The sequence below is a fragment of the Corallococcus macrosporus genome (assembly GCF_017302985.1).
Lineage (GTDB): Bacteria > Myxococcota > Myxococcia > Myxococcales > Myxococcaceae > Corallococcus > Corallococcus macrosporus_A.
Window position 1 is genome coordinate 579,484 of sequence record NZ_JAFIMU010000004.1, and the last position, 14,941, is coordinate 594,424.

The window sequence follows — 14,941 nt, forward strand, 5'->3', positions numbered from 1 at the left end:
AGAGGAGCCTCAAGGGCACGCATGGAACCGGCGCTGGACGTCGAGGGGCTGGAGAAGACGTACGGCGCGGTGCGGGCGGTGCGCGGGCTGAGCTTCCAGGTGGCGCCCGGCGAGGTGCTGGGCCTGGTGGGCCCCAACGGGGCGGGCAAGACGTCCACGCTGCGCTGCCTGGCCGGCATCCTCCCGCCGTCCGTGGGCCGCGTGCGGGTGGCGGGACATGACCTGTCCGCCGCGCCGGTGGAGGCGAAGCGCCAGCTGGCGTTCCTGCCGGACGAGCCGCGCTTCTTCGAGTACCTCACCGTCTGGGAGCACCTGAACTTCACCGCGCGCCTCTACGGCGTGGAGGACTGGGAGGAGCGGGGCCGCGCGCTCCTGGAGGAGATGGAGCTCACGGGCCGGGAGAAGTCGCTGCCGGGCGAGCTGTCGCGCGGCATGAAGCAGAAGCTGTCCATCGCGTGTGGCTTCCTGCACCAGCCCCGGCTCATCCTCCTGGACGAACCGCTGACGGGGTTGGATCCGCTGGGCATCCGCCGGATGAAGGCCTCGCTGCGCCGCCGCTCGGAGGAGGGCACCGCGCTGGTGCTGTCCTCGCACCTGCTGCCACTGGTGGAGGAGCTGTGCCACCGGCTGCTCGTCATCGCCGGAGGGCGCGCGGTGGCGCTCGGGTCGCTGTCCGAGATCCGCGAGCAGATGGCGGGTGGGGCAGGGGACGGCGCGTCGCTGGAGGAGCTGTTCGTGCGCATCACCAGCGCGGCGTCGGAAGAGACACGGGCGCGAGGGAACGAACCGGCGTGAGCTTCCCGGGCGCGGTGGCGTTCCTCTGGGTGAGGACGTGGCGCAACCGCGTGGTGCGCCAGGTGCAGCGGCTGAAGCGCCCGCGCTACCTCCTGGGCGCGGCGGTGGGGCTCGCGTACCTGTACTCGCTGGTGGGCCGCAGCGTCTTCGTCCAGGGCTCGGGCCGCGCGGTGTCCTCCAACGCCAGGCTGTTCGCGGAGTTCTCGCTGGAGGTGTCGGTGCTGGGCACGCTGGTGACGGCGTGGGTGCTGGGCGCGGACCGGCCGGCGCTGACCTTCACGCAGACGGAGGTGCAGACCTTCTTCTCCGCGCCCGTCACGCGCCAGGCCCTGCTGCACTACAAGCTCCTGCGCGGCCTCTTGAGCGCGATGTTCGCGGCGCTGGCGGCGACGGTCTTCGTGGGGCGCTTCACCAGTCCCCGGCCGGAGCTCTTCTTCCTGGGCGCGGCGCTGGCCATGGGGACGCTCTACCTGCACGGCACCGCGGCGTCCTTCGTGCGCGCGTGGCTCGTGTCGCGCGGGCGCTGGGGCAGCGTGGTGCGGTGGGCCGTGGTGGCCGTCGTCCTGGGGGCGGGCATGAGCACGCTGTTGTCCACGCTGAGCGATCATCCGCTGCCGGAGAACCTGTCCGCGCCCTTCGCCGTGCGCGAGTGGCTGCGCGACGTGCTCAACGCCCCCGGGCCCCGCGCGGTGCTGTGGCCGGGCCGGGCGCTGGTGGCCCCGGCCATGGCGCGCAGCGGACAGGACTTCCTGCGCTACCTGCCCGCGTCGCTGGCGCTGCTCGTGGCGCACTACGCCTGGGTGCTGGCGGTGGAGGTGCCCTTCGAGGACTCGGCGGTCGCGGGGGCGGACGCGCGGACGCGGCAGCGGGCGCAGCGGGCCTCACGCACGGCCAACCTGCGGGTGGGCCGGGTGCCCTTCGTGCTCAAGGCCCGGGGGCGCCCGGAGGTGGCGCTGCTCTGGAAGAACCTCATCGCGCGCCGTCGCATGGGCAGCGGGCTGGTGATGCTGCTGGCCTTCGGCGTGCTGGGCGCGGTGTTCGCGGTGCTGATGGGGGACACGCGGCTGTTCTCCAACAGCCGTGAGTTCCTGGGCCCCATGGCCCTGATGGTCGCGGTGGCCATGGCCGTGATTGGCCCCAGCGCGTTCCGCACCGACCTGCGCATGGACCTGCCCAAGCTGGAGATGCTGCGCGCGCTGCCCCTCACGGGCCGGCAGGTGGTGGGCGCGGAGCTGGGCGCCTCCGCGCTGACGCTGGGCGCGGCGCAGTGGGTGATGTTGCTCGTGGCGCTGGTGCTGGGCGTGGGCACGGACGACGACACGCTCGCGCCGTGGTCCGCGCCGGTGGTGCTGGGGCTCCTGTCGGTGTTGCCGGCGCTGGGGCTCGCGGGGCTGTTCGTGCAGAACGCGGCGGTGGTGCTCCTGCCCGCCTGGATTCCGGCGGACTCCGAGCGGGCGCGCGGCGTGGAGGCGCTGGGCCAGCGGCTGCTCACGCTGGTGGGCACGCTGGTGGTGACGTTCCTGGGATTGTTGCCTGCCGCGGTGGTGGCCCTCCTCGTGGGCTATCCGCTGTTCACTGTCATGGGGCCCTGGGCGGTTCCGCTCGCGGGGCTGGCGGCGGCGGGGGCACTGTTCGCGGAGGTGGCGCTGGGCGTCGCCGTCCTGGGCCGCGCCTTCGAGCGGCTGGACGTGTCGGAAGAACAGTCGAACGAAGCGTGAACGCGAGCACGAAGGGAGCATCTCCATGAAGGTCGGCTTCATCGGGTTGGGGAACATGGGCACGCCCATGGCGAAGAACCTGGCCGGCGCGGGTCATGAACTCACCGTCTGGAACCGCACCGCGTCCAAGGCGGATCCGCTGAAGCAGCAGGGCGCGCGCGTGGCGAAGACGCCCGCCGAGGCCGCCCGCGACGCGGAGGTCGTCGTGTCCATGCTCGCGGACGACCACGCCACGGAAGAGGCCGTGCTGGGGCAGGACGGCATCGTCAGCGCGCTGCCGAAGAACGCCATCCACGTCTCCTCCAGCACCATCTCCGTCGCGCTGTCGGAGCGCCTGACGAAGGCGCACGCGGACGCGGGGCAGGGCTACGTCTCCGCCCCCGTCTTCGGCCGTCCCGAGGCCGCTGCGGGCAAGCAACTCTGGGTCGTCGCCGCCGGGCCCACGGCGCAGGTGGAACGCGTGCGTCCGCTGCTCACGGCCCTGGGGCGCGGCCTCACGGAGCTGGGAGAGCGGCCGTCCGCCGCGAACACGGTGAAGCTGTCCGGCAACTTCCTCATCGCGTCGATGATGGAGGCGCTGTCGGAGGCCTTCGCGCTCGCGGAGAAGTGCGGCGTGGAGCGCGCCGCGTTCCTGGACGTCTTCAAGTCCGTCTTCGCCAAGGCGCCCATCTTCGAGAACTACGCGGGCGCCATCGCGAAGGGGCAGTACACACCCGCGGGCTTCGCGCTGCGCCTGGGGCTCAAGGACGTGACGCTGGCGCTCGAAGCGGGGCGCATGGCGGAGGTGCCCCTGCCGCTGGCCAGCCTCCTGCGCGACCACTTCCTCACCGGCGTCGCGCAGGGGCGCGGTGACGAGGACTGGTCCGCGCTCGGCGCGCTCGCCCAGGAGCGCGCCGGCATCACGAAGAAGTCCTGAGCGGGCCTAGAACGTCGCGGAGCCCGGGACGCGCGGGTAGGGGATGGCGTCCCGGATGTTCTGCAGGCCGCACATGTAGACGATGAGCCGCTCGAACCCCAGACCGAAGCCCGCGTGCGGCACCGTGCCGTAGCGGCGCAGGTCGCGGTACCACTGGTAATGGGCGGGATCGAGGCCGAACTTCCGCATGCGCGCGTCCAGCACGTCCAGGCGCTCCTCGCGCTGGCTGCCGCCGATGATCTCGCCGATGCCCGGGGCGAGCACGTCCATCGCGGCCACGGTCTTCCCGTCCTCGTTGATGCGCATGTAGAAGGCCTTGATGGCCTCCGGGTAGTTCATCACGACGACCGGCCGGCCCACGTGCTCCTCGGTGAGGTAGCGCTCGTGCTCCGTCTGGAGGTCCTTGCCCCACTCCGGCGCGTACTCGAACTTCTTCTTCGCCTTCTGGAGGATGGACACGGCCTCCGTGTAGTCGATGCGCTCGAAGCTGGAGCCGATGAACTTCTCCATCCGCTCCGTGACGCCCTTCTGCTGGCGCTCCTCGAAGAACTTCATGTCCGGCGCGCACTCCTCCAGCACGGCCTTGAACACGTACTTGAGGAACCGCTCCGCCAGGAGCGCGTCCTCGTTGAGGTCCGCGAAGGCAATCTCCGGCTCAATCATCCAGAACTCGGCCAGGTGCCGCGTGGTGTTGCTGTTCTCCGCGCGGAACGTGGGGCCGAACGTGTAGACCTTGGACATGGCCAGGCAGTACGCCTCCACGTTCAGCTGCCCGGACACGGTGAGGTAGGCCTCCTTGCCGAAGAAGTCCTTGCCCCAGTCAATCTTGCCGTCCGGCCCGCGCGGCGGGTTGGTGGCGTCCAGCGTGGACACGCGGAACATCTGCCCCGCGCCCTCCGCGTCGCTGGCCGTGATGATGGGCGTGTTCACCCAGCAGAAGCCCTCGCCGTGGAAGAAGCGGTGCACGGCCTGCGCCGCCGCGTTGCGCACGCGGGTGATGGCGCCGAAGGTGTTGGTGCGCACGCGCAGGTGCGCCACCTCCCGCAGGAACTCCAGCGAGTGCTGCTTGGGCTGGATGGGGTAGGTGTCCGGGTCGTCCACCAGGCCCAGCACCTGGACCTCGTCCGCCTGCACCTCGAACGCCTGCCCCTTGCCCTGCGACTGCACCAGCGTGCCCCGGCAGATGACGGAGGCGCCCGCGGTGAGGTGCAGGATTTCCTTCTCGTAGTTGGGCAGCGAATTGGGCGCGACGACCTGGATGGGGTCGAAGACCGACCCGTCGCTCACGTTCACGAAGCTGATGCCCGCCTTGGAGTCGCGGCGCGTCCGCACCCAGCCACGCACCTCCACCTTCGAGCCCGCTTCGACAGCCCCCGACAGGGCCTTCTTCACACTCACGACCTGCATGGTGCTCTCCCTCTGCTCCAGACCGGGAAGGCGAGTTAGTCGCGCCCGGGCCCGAGGGCAAGCGCCGAGCGAGGTCCACCCCCCACCCCCCGGGTTTCCCCGGTCAGGAGCCCCAGGGCGCCCGGCGTCCAGGCTTTCGACGCGCCAAGACTTGTTGCCCGCGTGTCCTACCTCCCGCTAAGAGTCCGAGGAGCCATGGCGATGAACGAGCGTTACGAGCCGCAGTCGATTGAAGGAAAGTGGCAGACCCGCTGGGAAGAGGAGGGCCTCTTCCGGGCAGGCAGGCGTCCGGACGCACCCAAGAAGTACGTCCTGGAGATGCTGCCGTACCCCAGCGGCCAGATGCACATGGGGCACGTGCGCAACTACCTCATCGGGGACGTCTACGCGCGCTACTACCAGATGCGCGGCTTCGACGTGCTGCACCCCATGGGCTGGGACGCCTTCGGCCTGCCGGCGGAGAACGCGGCCATCAAGGACGGCGTCCACCCGGTCATCCGCACCCGCGAGAACATCGAGTCGTTCAAGGCGGAGATCAAGACGCTCGGCTACAGCTACGACTGGACGCGCGAGGTCAACACCAGCCAGCCGGAGTACTACCGCTGGAACCAGTGGTTCTTCCTCCAGATGCTCGAGCGCGGGCTCGTCTATCGCCGCTTCAGCAAGGTGAACTGGTGCACCGGCTGCCTCACCGTCATCGCCAATGAGCAGGTGAAGGAAGGCCGCTGCGAGCGCTGCGACTCCGAGGTGCAGGACAAGGAGATGCCCGAGTGGGCGTTCCGCATCACGAAGTACTCGCAGGACCTGCTCGACGCGCTCGACACGCTCAAGGAGTGGCCGGACCGCATCACCTCCGCCCAGCGCAACTGGATTGGCCGCTCGGACGGCGCGGAGGTGGACTTCCGCGTGCAGGGGCATGACGCCGCCCTGCGCGTCTTCACCACCCGCGTGGACACGCTCTACGGCTGCACCTACGTGGTGCTCGCGCCGGACCACAAGCTCGTGGCCCAGGTGACGACGGCGGACCGCCGCGCGGACGTGGACGCGTTCGCGAAGAAGATGGCCGCGCAGAACAAGACGGAGCGGCTGGGCGAGGACGCGGAGAAGGAGGGCGTCTTCACCGGCGGCTACGCGGTGAACCCCGCCACCGGGCAGGCCGTGCCCATCTGGATCGCCAACTTCGTGGTGAGCGACTACGGCACCGGCGCGGTGATGAGCGTGCCCGCGCACGACGCCCGCGACTTCGCCTTCGCGCGCAAGTACTCGCTGCCCGTGCGCGTCGTCATCCAGCCCGCGTCCGGCGACAAGCTCGGCGCCGGGGAGACGCTGGAGGCGGCCTACACGGAGGACGGCGTCCTCGTGGACTCAGGTGACTTCACCGGCCTGCCTTCGGCCGAGGCGCGCGTGAAGCTGGCCGCGAAGCTGGAGGGGCAGGGGCAGGGCAAGGCGACGGTGACGTACCGCCAGAAGGACTGGGGCTTCAGCCGCCAGCGCTACTGGGGCACGCCCATCCCCATCGTCTACTGCGAGAAGTGCGACCCGGAGCGCAAGGGCCTCCCCGTCCCGGAGAACCAGCTCCCGGTGCGGCTGCCGGACATCGACACGCAGGCGGTGCTCACCGGCAAGGGCGAGCCCCCGCTCGCGAAGGTGCCGTCCTTCGTCAACACCACGTGCCCGAAGTGCGGCGGTCCCGCGCGCCGGGAGACGGAGACGATGGACACGTTCGTCGACTCCTGCTGGTACTTCGCGCGCTACCTGTCGCCGAAGTACGACGCCGCGCCCTTCGACCCGAAGGAGGGCAAGCGCTGGCTGCCGGTGGACATCTACGTGGGTGGCCCCGAGCACGGCGTGATGCACCTGCTCTACTTCCGGTTCTGGACCCGCGTGATGAAGCTGCTCGGGCTCTCTCCGGTGGACGAGCCCGTCACGCGGCTGATCACCCAGGGCATCGTCAACGGCGCGGACGGCCGCAAGATGGGCAAGCGCTACGGCAACGGCGTGGCTCCCAACACCATCGTGGCGAAGTACGGCGCGGACACGGCGCGCACCTACGTGCTCTTCGCGGGCCCGCCGGAGCGTGACTTCGACTGGTCCCACGAGCAGGTGGAGGGCGTGTTCCGCTTCCTCAAGCGCGTGTGGACGCTGGCCGCCACGCACCACGCGGTGTCGGCGGAGGCCACGTACTCGGGCCCCTACGAGGGCAAGGCGCTGGAGACGCGGCGCGCGGCGCACAAGTGCGTCAAGCGCGTGACGGAGGCCATCGAGCGGCTCTCCTTCAACACCGCCGTCGCCGGCGTCATGGAGTGCGTGAACGCGCTCTACGCGGTGGGCACGCCGGAGACGCCCGCGGAGAAGGCGGCCATGGGCGAGGCGGTGCGGCTGCTCGCACGCATCCTCACCCCCATCGCGCCGCACATCGCGGACGAGCTGGCGGAGGCCTACGGCGCGAAGACGTCCAACGTCATGGAGGCCTGGCCGGAGTTCGACCCGGCGCTGGTGGTGGACGACGTGATTCCGTACGCCGTGCAGGTGAACGGCAAGCTGCGCGCGGAGGTGCGCGTGGCGGCGGACGCGGACGAGGCGGCGGTGCGCGCGGCGGCGGAGGCGGACGACAAGGTGAAGGCCGCCCTCGAAGGCAAGACGCTGCGCAAGTTCGTCTTCGTCCCCAAGCGGCTGGTCAACTTCGTCGTCGGCTGACGGAAAAGGCAGAGGGAGGGGAAGTGCCCGCGGAAGTGCTCGTCATGTGCTCCTCCTGCGGGCGCCCCCAGACGGCGGCCCGGCGCCGCTGTGCCTTCTGCAACGCGGAGCTGCCGGAGGCGCCCCTGCCGCCCCTGGGCCCGGCGGCCTCGGCCCCGGCGCCCCGCTCCGCCCCGCTGGCGTTGGACCTGGGCAACCGGCGCACCCTGGCGGTGAGCGACGAACAGCTGTCGTTCCAGGGGCGCCCGGGCGGGGGCCCGGCGCTGGATGTTCCGTGGACGCGGGTGCGGCGGCTGGAGTGGCACTCGCGCCCGTACCTGGAGGCCCTGGGCCTGCTCGCCTTCACCGCGCTGGGCTTCTTCTGGGCGCCGACGCAGGCCGTGCGGCTCATGGGCCTGGTGGCGGGCGTCCTCGGCGTGATGCTGACGGGGCTCTACCGTCACCACGGCCTCACCGTGGAGCTGGAGGACGGCACGCGGATGCGGTGGCCGCTGGGCATGGCGCCGAGGGGCTCCGCCCGCGAGGCACGGCTCCATGCGGCCCGAGCGACGCTGACGGACGCCGCTCGCGTGCGGGGCGTATCGCTGGCCGGCTCCGACGCGGAGGGGCGGCCCGGGCCCGGTGCTTGACGGAGGATCGCGGCCGGGTAGGGTGCGCGCCCATGCGGCCCTCAAGGAACGCGGTTCAGGCGGGTGCGGTGACGGCGTTCCGGTGGGGCGTGGCGGCGGTGGCGATGCTGGGGGCCGGGTGCGGCTACCGCTTCAGCCCCTGGGGCTCCGCGCTGCCGGAAGGCACCGGGCAGGTCTGCGCGCCCATCTTCGCCAACGAGACGCCCGAGCCCACGCTGGAGAACCTCTTCACGCGTCACCTGCGGCAGCAGCTCATCCAGGCGGGCCGGCTGGCCAGCGCTCCGGGCTGCACGTCCACGATTGAAGGGGCGGTGCTCAACGTCTGGGCATCCCCGACCATCATCCCCAACAACTACCGCATCTCCACGACCGTGCGGCTGCGCCTCGTGAAGGAGGGACAGCTGCTGTCGGAGACGGTGGTGTCGGGAACCGAGGACTACCTCCAGGGACGCGGCAACGTCCTGGAAGCGGAGGCCAACCGACAGGCCGCGCTGGCGCGCCTGGCGGAGCAGCTCATGCACGACGGATACGATCGGCTGGCCAGCACCTGGTGAGGACCGGGGAGCCCGGTCCTCAACGCGCGGTGTGCAACGGAACGACTGACTAGGCCTTCGCCTTCGCGGCGGCCTTGGCCAGCCGGGAGATGCGGCGCGCGGCGGTGCGCTTGTGGAGGACGCCCTTGCTGGCCGCCTTGTTGAGGGTCTTGGAAGCCGCCTTCAGCGCGTCCGTCGTCTTGGAACCGTCCTTGGAGGCAATGGCCTCGCGGGCGGACTTGACGGCGTCCTTCACGGTGGTCCGGACGTTCACGTTCCGGGCACGGCGCTTCAGGGACTGGCGGTGACGCTTCTCTGCAGACTTGGTGTTCGCCAAGGCAATGCTCCAGCGGAAGGCAAGGCAAGGAAAAAGAGGGGCCGTCCTTACTGCGACGCCCCGGTTGCGTCAAGGTACGCGTGCGATCGCGATCAGGATTTCCTGTTCCGGAACGCCCAGGGAGCCTCCGGAATGCCTCCGGAAGCCCCAGGCGGAAGGAATCAGGCCGGCGGGGCGGCGTATTCCCAGCGCAGTCCGGCCGGATCCAGGAACTGGAAGCCCGCCGCGGAGCTGGAACCCGCCACCAGCCGCTCGGGATGATGGGCCCGGAACAGCTCCAGCAGCCGTCCCACGGCGGCCGGGGAGGGCGCCTCCAGGGTGAGCGCCACGGAAGCGGCCGCCGGCCCCTGGGCGCCCGGCGTGAAGACGAGCCCCAGGCCCGCGCCCGTGTAGGCCGCCGTGCCTTCCGGCGAACGCGTGGAACTCCAACCCAGCCAGGAGGCCACGGTGTCCCAGAAGGCCCGCTGGGCCGCCACGTCCGGTACGGCCAGGCGCAGGGTGGCCACGGACGCGCGCGGCGGGTGGGCCGGCGGGGGCAGCGCCTTCTCCACGGCCTTGGCGGCCTGCCAGTGGCGCTCCATGTGCTCCAGCGTGGCGCCGCCGAAGGGGACGCCCTCCTCGTTCAGCTTCGCCTCGATGTACTGGAAGCGGCTGACGAAGCGGCGGGTGGCCATGCGCAGCGCGTCCTCCGCCGGCGTCTTCACGAAGCGGGCGAGGTTCGCGAGCGAGAACAGCACGTCCCCCAGCTCATGCTCGATGGCGTCCCGGCCGCCCGACGCGATGGCCTCGTCCAGCTCGCGCAGCTCCTCCTCCAGCTTGCCGCGCACGCCGGCCAGGTCCGGCCAGTCGAACCCGATGCGGCTGGCCTTCTCCGTGAGCCGCTCGGCGCGCAGCAGGGACGGGGCCGCGGTGGGCACGCCGTCCAGCACGGAGCCCGCGCGCCCCGTCTTCTTCTTGCGCTCCTCCGCCTTCAGCTGCGCCCAGTTGGCCAGCACCTGCTCGGCGCCCTTCACCTGCTGATCACCGAACACGTGCGGATGGCGGCTGGTGATCTTGTCGCTGATCGCCGCGCACACGTCCGCCATCGTGAACTCGCCCAGCTCCGCCGCCAGCTGCGCGTGGAAGACGATCTGGAAGAGCAGATCGCCCAGCTCCTCACACAGGGGCCGCCAGGGGCCGCCGTCGGATACGCGGTCCATCTCGTCCAGGACCTCGAATGCCTCCTCGGTCAGGTAGGGACGCAGCGAGCGCAGGTCCTGCTCGCGGTCCCACGGGCAGCCGCCCTCGGCCCTGAGCCGCCGCATGATCTCCACCAGTCGTTCCAGCTCTGTTCCAGGCGCCGCCATTCATTCACTCCCGAGCAAATCCCCCGCCGCGCGCTCCTGTAGCACGGGCACCGGGCACCACATGATTTCGGATCGTCCGCCCTGTCGCCTATCATCGGACGCCCGGATGCTCCGCTCGTTCCTCGGCCTGTGTTGCAGCCTCGTGCTGCTTGTCCCCGCGCGTGCCCCTGCGTTGACGCAGGAGCCGCTCCTGCGCATCGAGGAGAAGGTCATCGAGCCTGAGCCGGACCCCAGCGTCTTCCGTGCCACGGAGGATGATCCGCAGGACGAGTCCACCTCCGACGAGGCCGAGGAACCGGAGCCCGAGGCCCGCCCCGACACCCGCCGGCGCGTCATCGCCCCGCCGCCCGTCAAGCCCGCGGCCCCCGCTGAAGCCGCGCCCCCGCCCGTCGTCGTCCCGGCCCGTCCCGCCGTCACCCCGGTGATGGCCCCGAAGGTGACGGACGCGGAGCTGCTGGCGGTCTGGGAGAAGTGGAAGGCGGCCCGCTCGCGCAACGACCTCGCGGCGGCGGAGGCGGCCCAGAAGGAGCTGCTCACGCTGCGCGCGGAGGTGCTCGCCTCCGACCTGGAACCGCTGAGCATGGGCTTCGTGCGCGAGGCCGGGGTGCGCCGCCGCGCCGGGGACCTGACGGGCGCGCTCGCGCTCCTGGACGTGGCCGTGGCCCTGTCACCGGGGCTGCCCGCCGCGCGCTTCGCCCGGGCGGAGACGTACGTGGTGGAGGATCCGCTGAACGTGCCGCGCGGGCTGGGGGAGTGGAAGACCGCGCTCGTGACGCTGGCGAAGGACGCGAGATACCGCAGGCCCGCGCTCACGGACCTGGGCGCGCTGGTGCTCGCGGCGTGGGCGGCCACGGCGGTGGCGGTGGTCGCGGTGCTCTTCCTGCGGCGGATCCGCTACGCGCTGCATGACTTCCACCACCTGTTCCCCCGGGCCGTGACGCGCTGGCAGTCGGGCCTGCTGGGCCTGCTGCTGCTGGCGCTGCCCCTGGTGCTGGGCGCGGGGCTGGTGCCGGTGCTGCTCGTGCTCTTCGCCTCGGTGGCGCTGTACGTGGGCCGCGCCGAGCGCTGGGTGGCCGCGGTGCTGCTCGTGGGCCTGGGCGTGATGCCGCTCGCCGCGGGGGCGCTGGCGCGCTTCACCGTCTTCGCCGGCACGCCCGCGGAGGACGTCTACCTGCTGGAGCGCGGAGGCCTGTCCGCGGAAGGCGCCGCCGCCCGGGTGCGCGCCCGCGCGGAGGCGCGCACCGCCCGCTTCCAGGAGCTGGGGGCGCTGGCCTGGTACGAGTCCCGCCGGGGCCTCCTGGAGGAGGCGAGGGCGGACTTCAAGGCCGCCTCCGCCCTGAGGGAAGGCGACGCGCGGATGCTCACGCGCTTCGGCAACGCGCTCATGGGCCTGGGCGACGTGGACGGCGCGGTGCTCCTCTACACGCAGGCGTCCAAGGCGGATCCGTCCATGGCGGCGCCGCACTACAACCTGGGGCAGGTGTACCGGCGCCGGGCGCGGCTCTTGCCGGATGATCAGCTGGGCAAGGAGCTGGACCGCTCCACCTCCGCCATCGCCACCGCGCAGTCGCTGGATGAAACGCTCCTGCGCCGGGAGCCGCCGCCGGAGGACCGCCCGCTGCTCAACCTCCTGCTCCTGTCCCCGACGGTGCCCGAGCGCGACTGGATGGACCTGGCGGACGGCACCCAGGAGGGCGCTCGCGTGGAGTCGCAGGTGGGCCGCTGGCTGTCGCCCGTCCTGCCGGCGGGCCCGGTGGGCTGGGGCGTGGCCGCGGGGCTCGCGGCGCTGGCCGCCGTCTTCGGCGAGGCCTCCCGGCGCATGAAGGCGTCGCGCGGCTGCGAGCGGTGCGGCCGCGCGGTGTGCCAGCGCTGCGACAAGGACCTGGGCGTGGGCAGCGCGATGTGCGGCCAGTGCGTCCACGTCTACGCGCGCAAGAGCCAGGTGCCCAAGGAGCTGCGCTCGCGCAAGCAGGGCGAGGTGGAGCGCCACCAGGCCTGGACGAAGCGGGTCACGTACGCGCTGGGCGGACTGGTGTCCGGCGCGGGCCACGTGGGCGCGGGCCTGCCGGTGCGCGGCGCCCTCTACGCCTTCGTGTTCAGCTTCGCGGTGGCCGCGCTGGTGCTGCACCGCGGCCTCGTCCGCACGCCGTACGGGGACGCGCCGCTGTACTTGAAGCTCGTGCCCGCGGGCACGGTCCTGTTCTTCGTCTACCTGCTGACCCTGCGCGGCCTGCGCCGCCTCCAGCGGGGGGAGGCCTGAGCCATGTCCCTCAAGGGCACCCTCAAGGATTTCGGCATCGGCGACATCCTGCAGCTGATTGGCCAGCAGCAGAAGACGGGCACGCTCCAGCTGCGCAACAAGGACCAGGAGGTGCGCGTCGGCTTCCAGGACGGCCACATCATCAAGGCCGAAAGCCTCACCCGGAAGCGCAAGGAGCTCATCGGCGCCATGCTGGTGCGCGCCGAGATCATCACGGAGACGCAGCTGGAGGCGGCGCTGGAGGTCCAGAAGCGCACCCTCAAGCGGCTGGGCGACGTGCTGGTGCAGAGCCACGCCCTCACCGCCGAGCGCTTCCAGCACATGGCCCAGCTCCAGGTGACGGAGACGCTCTACCGCCTCTTCACCTGGAAGGCGGGCACCTACGAGTTCATCCAGGAGCCCGTGGAGCCCGGCCCCGACGGCATCACCCCGCTGCGCGCGGAGACGGTGCTGATGGAGGGCTTCCGGATGGTGGACGAGTGGCCCGTCATCCGGAAGCGCATCCACCGCGACGACATGACCTTCGAGCGCGTCAAGGCGCTCCCGCCGCCCCGCAACGCCGAGGAGGGCGGGGAGCTGGGCGTCATCGGCCCGTCGGAGCGCCACGTCTATGAAGAGATCGCCGTGGGGCGCGACCTGCGCCGCATGGTGGACCTCTGCGGCCTGGGCGAGTTCGAGACCTGCAAGGCGCTCTACAACCTGGTCAAGGGCGACTACGTGCGCGCCATCGACCCGGAAGGCCGCGCGCCTGTCCCGGAGGACACCCGCCTCGTCGCCCGCGTGGCCGGCCCCGTGGGCCGCGTCGCCGTGACCATGGCGGTCATCGCGGGGCTGGCCTTCATCGCGTCCCGCTGGGTCGGGGCGGGTGGACAGGAGTCCGGCGCCTCCCGGTTGGGGGATCCTGCCGCCCAGCGTCAGATTGCCCACGCGCAGCGCGTCCGCATCGAGGCCGCGCTGGAGGTGTTCCAGCTGGAAAAAGGCACCCTCCCTGAGCGGTTGGATGCATTGGTGGATGCCGGATTGTTGAGTCCGGAGGAACTGCGCTACCCGTGGCGGGAGGAGTACTATTACCGCCGCACGGACGCCCGGCAGTTCGTCCTCCTACCGCCCGTGCGCTAGCCCGCGGGCAGGCTCGCCGTCGAGAGATGGCGGGCGTGGGGGGAGGGGCGGCGTTAAATTGAGGGCGAGCGATCACTGAACGAGGAACGACGCGCATTGCGAAATCCCGCCACGCTGGAAGTGCCCGCCACTCGCGCTGAATCCACCCCCACCTCCGCGAAGGTGGACGTCCGTGACAACGAGACGACCCTGGCCCTTTGCGGAAATCAGAATGAAAACCTCAAGCTGATGGAACGGCGCCTGGGGGTCCGGGTGGGGCAGCGCGGTACGGAGCTGCTCCTGTCGGGGCCCGCGGACGCGGTCGCCTTCGCCGTGCGTCTGGTGGAGAACCTGGAGGAGATGATCCGGGCCGGACGCACCGTCTACCGGGAGGACGTGGAGCAGGCCATCAAGGTCCTGGGCCGCGGCTCGGAGTCGCTGCAGGAGGTCATGCTCGGCACCGTCCTCAAGAGCTCCGGCAACCGGCAGATCGCCCCCAAGAGCATCGCGCAGAAGCGCTACGTGGACGCCATCCGCTCCCACGACATCGTCTTCGGCGTGGGCCCCGCCGGCACCGGCAAGACGTACCTCGCCATGGCCATGGCGGTCGCCTTCCTCCAGGAGCGCAAGGTCAAGCGCATCATCCTGGCGCGCCCCGCCGTGGAGGCCGGTGAGAAGCTCGGCTTCCTGCCCGGCGACCTGGCGGAGAAGGTGAACCCCTACCTGCGCCCGCTCTACGACGCACTGCACGACATGATGGCCGTGGAGCGCGCCCAGACGCTGGTGGAGCAGGGGGTGGTGGAGGTCGCGCCGCTCGCGTTCATGCGCGGCCGCACCCTCAACGACGCCTTCGTCATCCTCGACGAGGCGCAGAACACCACCGTGGAGCAGATGAAGATGTTCCTCACCCGCCTGGGCTACAACAGCAAGGCGGTCATCACCGGTGACGTGACCCAGGTGGACCTGCCCACGGGCAAGGCCTCCGGCCTGACCCACGCGCGCTCGGTGCTGAAGAACATCGACGGCATCCACTTCTCGGAGTTCTCCGACGTGGACGTCGTGCGCCACCCGCTGGTGCAGGAGGTCATCCGCGCCTACGAGCGCTCCGAGGCCCAGAAGCAGGCCTCCACGGCCTCCGCGGAAGATTGAAGTCGTGACGTCGTAAAAGGCCACCCCCGCTCCCAGGCTCATGCCGGGGCGGGGGT

Annotated in this window: 12 protein-coding genes; 9 read left to right on the forward strand and 3 right to left on the reverse strand. The window is 71.2% G+C overall.

Annotated elements, in window-relative coordinates; all coding sequences use genetic code 11:
* Positions 1 to 21 precede the first annotated feature (21 nt).
* Genes JYK02_RS07550 through JYK02_RS07560 form a run of 3 tightly spaced genes read left to right on the forward strand, consistent with a single transcriptional unit; the run spans position 22 to position 3,429 of the window.
* Positions 22 to 795: an ABC transporter ATP-binding protein gene (locus JYK02_RS07550; protein WP_207050223.1), complete on the forward strand. Its 774-nt coding sequence runs from the start codon at positions 22 to 24 to the stop codon at positions 793 to 795.
* Positions 792 to 2,513 (forward strand): putative ABC exporter domain-containing protein, encoded by a 1,722-nt coding sequence (locus JYK02_RS07555; protein ID WP_207050224.1) that lies wholly within the window; start codon positions 792 to 794, stop codon positions 2,511 to 2,513. The genes JYK02_RS07550 and JYK02_RS07555 overlap by 4 nt, the downstream gene beginning before the upstream one ends.
* 25 nt (positions 2,514 to 2,538) lie before the next feature.
* Positions 2,539 to 3,429, forward strand: coding sequence for an NAD(P)-binding domain-containing protein (locus JYK02_RS07560; protein ID WP_207050225.1), 891 nt, complete (start codon positions 2,539 to 2,541; stop codon positions 3,427 to 3,429).
* Between the two features lie 6 nt (positions 3,430 to 3,435).
* Here JYK02_RS07560 and asnS read toward each other — a convergent pair whose 3' ends face one another.
* Entirely contained in the window at positions 3,436 to 4,836 is a 1,401-nt protein-coding gene (gene asnS, locus JYK02_RS07565) for an asparagine--tRNA ligase (protein WP_207050226.1), read from the reverse strand.
* A 195-nt stretch (positions 4,837 to 5,031) separates the two neighbouring features.
* Between asnS and leuS the strand changes: the two genes are divergently transcribed.
* The 3 genes from leuS to JYK02_RS07580 all read left to right on the forward strand — a co-directional run bounded on the left by leuS (position 5,032) and on the right by JYK02_RS07580 (position 8,716).
* The gene (leuS, locus tag JYK02_RS07570) at positions 5,032 to 7,533 is read left to right on the forward strand and encodes a leucine--tRNA ligase (protein WP_207050227.1); all 2,502 of its coding nucleotides are present in this window, start codon (positions 5,032 to 5,034) and stop codon (positions 7,531 to 7,533) included.
* A gap of 44 nt (positions 7,534 to 7,577) precedes the next feature.
* On the forward strand, positions 7,578 to 8,162 hold the full coding sequence (locus JYK02_RS07575; RefSeq protein ID WP_207050228.1) for a hypothetical protein: 585 nt from the start codon (positions 7,578 to 7,580) through the stop codon (positions 8,160 to 8,162).
* A 68-nt stretch (positions 8,163 to 8,230) separates the two neighbouring features.
* Positions 8,231 to 8,716 (forward strand): LptE family protein, encoded by a 486-nt coding sequence (locus JYK02_RS07580; RefSeq protein ID WP_347402445.1) that lies wholly within the window; start codon positions 8,231 to 8,233, stop codon positions 8,714 to 8,716.
* Positions 8,717 to 8,765: 49 nt separating this feature from the next.
* On the opposite strand, the gene rpsT is transcribed toward JYK02_RS07580, so the two are convergent.
* Both rpsT and mazG read right to left on the reverse strand, forming a co-directional pair.
* Positions 8,766 to 9,032, reverse strand: coding sequence for a 30S ribosomal protein S20 (rpsT, locus tag JYK02_RS07585; RefSeq protein ID WP_207050230.1), 267 nt, complete (start codon positions 9,030 to 9,032; stop codon positions 8,766 to 8,768).
* Positions 9,033 to 9,193: 161 nt separating this feature from the next.
* On the reverse strand, positions 9,194 to 10,378 hold the full coding sequence (mazG, locus tag JYK02_RS07590; RefSeq protein WP_207050231.1) for a nucleoside triphosphate pyrophosphohydrolase: 1,185 nt from the start codon (positions 10,376 to 10,378) through the stop codon (positions 9,194 to 9,196).
* Positions 10,379 to 10,484: 106 nt separating this feature from the next.
* On the opposite strand from mazG, the gene JYK02_RS07595 reads away from it, so the two are divergent.
* From JYK02_RS07595 to JYK02_RS07605, 3 genes are all read left to right on the forward strand, one after another.
* Positions 10,485 to 12,638: a tetratricopeptide repeat protein gene (locus tag JYK02_RS07595; RefSeq protein WP_207050232.1), complete on the forward strand. Its 2,154-nt coding sequence runs from the start codon at positions 10,485 to 10,487 to the stop codon at positions 12,636 to 12,638.
* Between the two features lie 3 nt (positions 12,639 to 12,641).
* Positions 12,642 to 13,757 (forward strand): DUF4388 domain-containing protein, encoded by a 1,116-nt coding sequence (locus JYK02_RS07600; RefSeq protein WP_207050233.1) that lies wholly within the window; start codon positions 12,642 to 12,644, stop codon positions 13,755 to 13,757.
* Between the two features lie 96 nt (positions 13,758 to 13,853).
* Positions 13,854 to 14,885, forward strand: a complete 1,032-nt coding sequence (locus JYK02_RS07605; RefSeq protein WP_207050234.1) for a PhoH family protein — start codon at positions 13,854 to 13,856, stop codon at positions 14,883 to 14,885.
* The last annotated feature ends 56 nt before the right edge of the window (positions 14,886 to 14,941 follow it).

Coding starts and splice junctions, on each gene's coding strand:
- JYK02_RS07575 (WP_207050228.1), top strand. CDS start 7,578: ATGTGCTCCTCCTGCGGGCGCCCCCAGACGGCGGCCCGGCGCCGCTGT.
- leuS (WP_207050227.1), top strand. CDS start 5,032: ATGGCGATGAACGAGCGTTACGAGCCGCAGTCGATTGAAGGAAAGTGG.
- JYK02_RS07550 (WP_207050223.1), top strand. CDS start 22: ATGGAACCGGCGCTGGACGTCGAGGGGCTGGAGAAGACGTACGGCGCG.
- mazG (WP_207050231.1), bottom strand. CDS start 10,378: ATGGCGGCGCCTGGAACAGAGCTGGAACGACTGGTGGAGATCATGCGG.
- asnS (WP_207050226.1), bottom strand. CDS start 4,836: ATGCAGGTCGTGAGTGTGAAGAAGGCCCTGTCGGGGGCTGTCGAAGCG.
- JYK02_RS07595 (WP_207050232.1), top strand. CDS start 10,485: ATGCTCCGCTCGTTCCTCGGCCTGTGTTGCAGCCTCGTGCTGCTTGTC.
- JYK02_RS07600 (WP_207050233.1), top strand. CDS start 12,642: ATGTCCCTCAAGGGCACCCTCAAGGATTTCGGCATCGGCGACATCCTG.
- JYK02_RS07560 (WP_207050225.1), top strand. CDS start 2,539: ATGAAGGTCGGCTTCATCGGGTTGGGGAACATGGGCACGCCCATGGCG.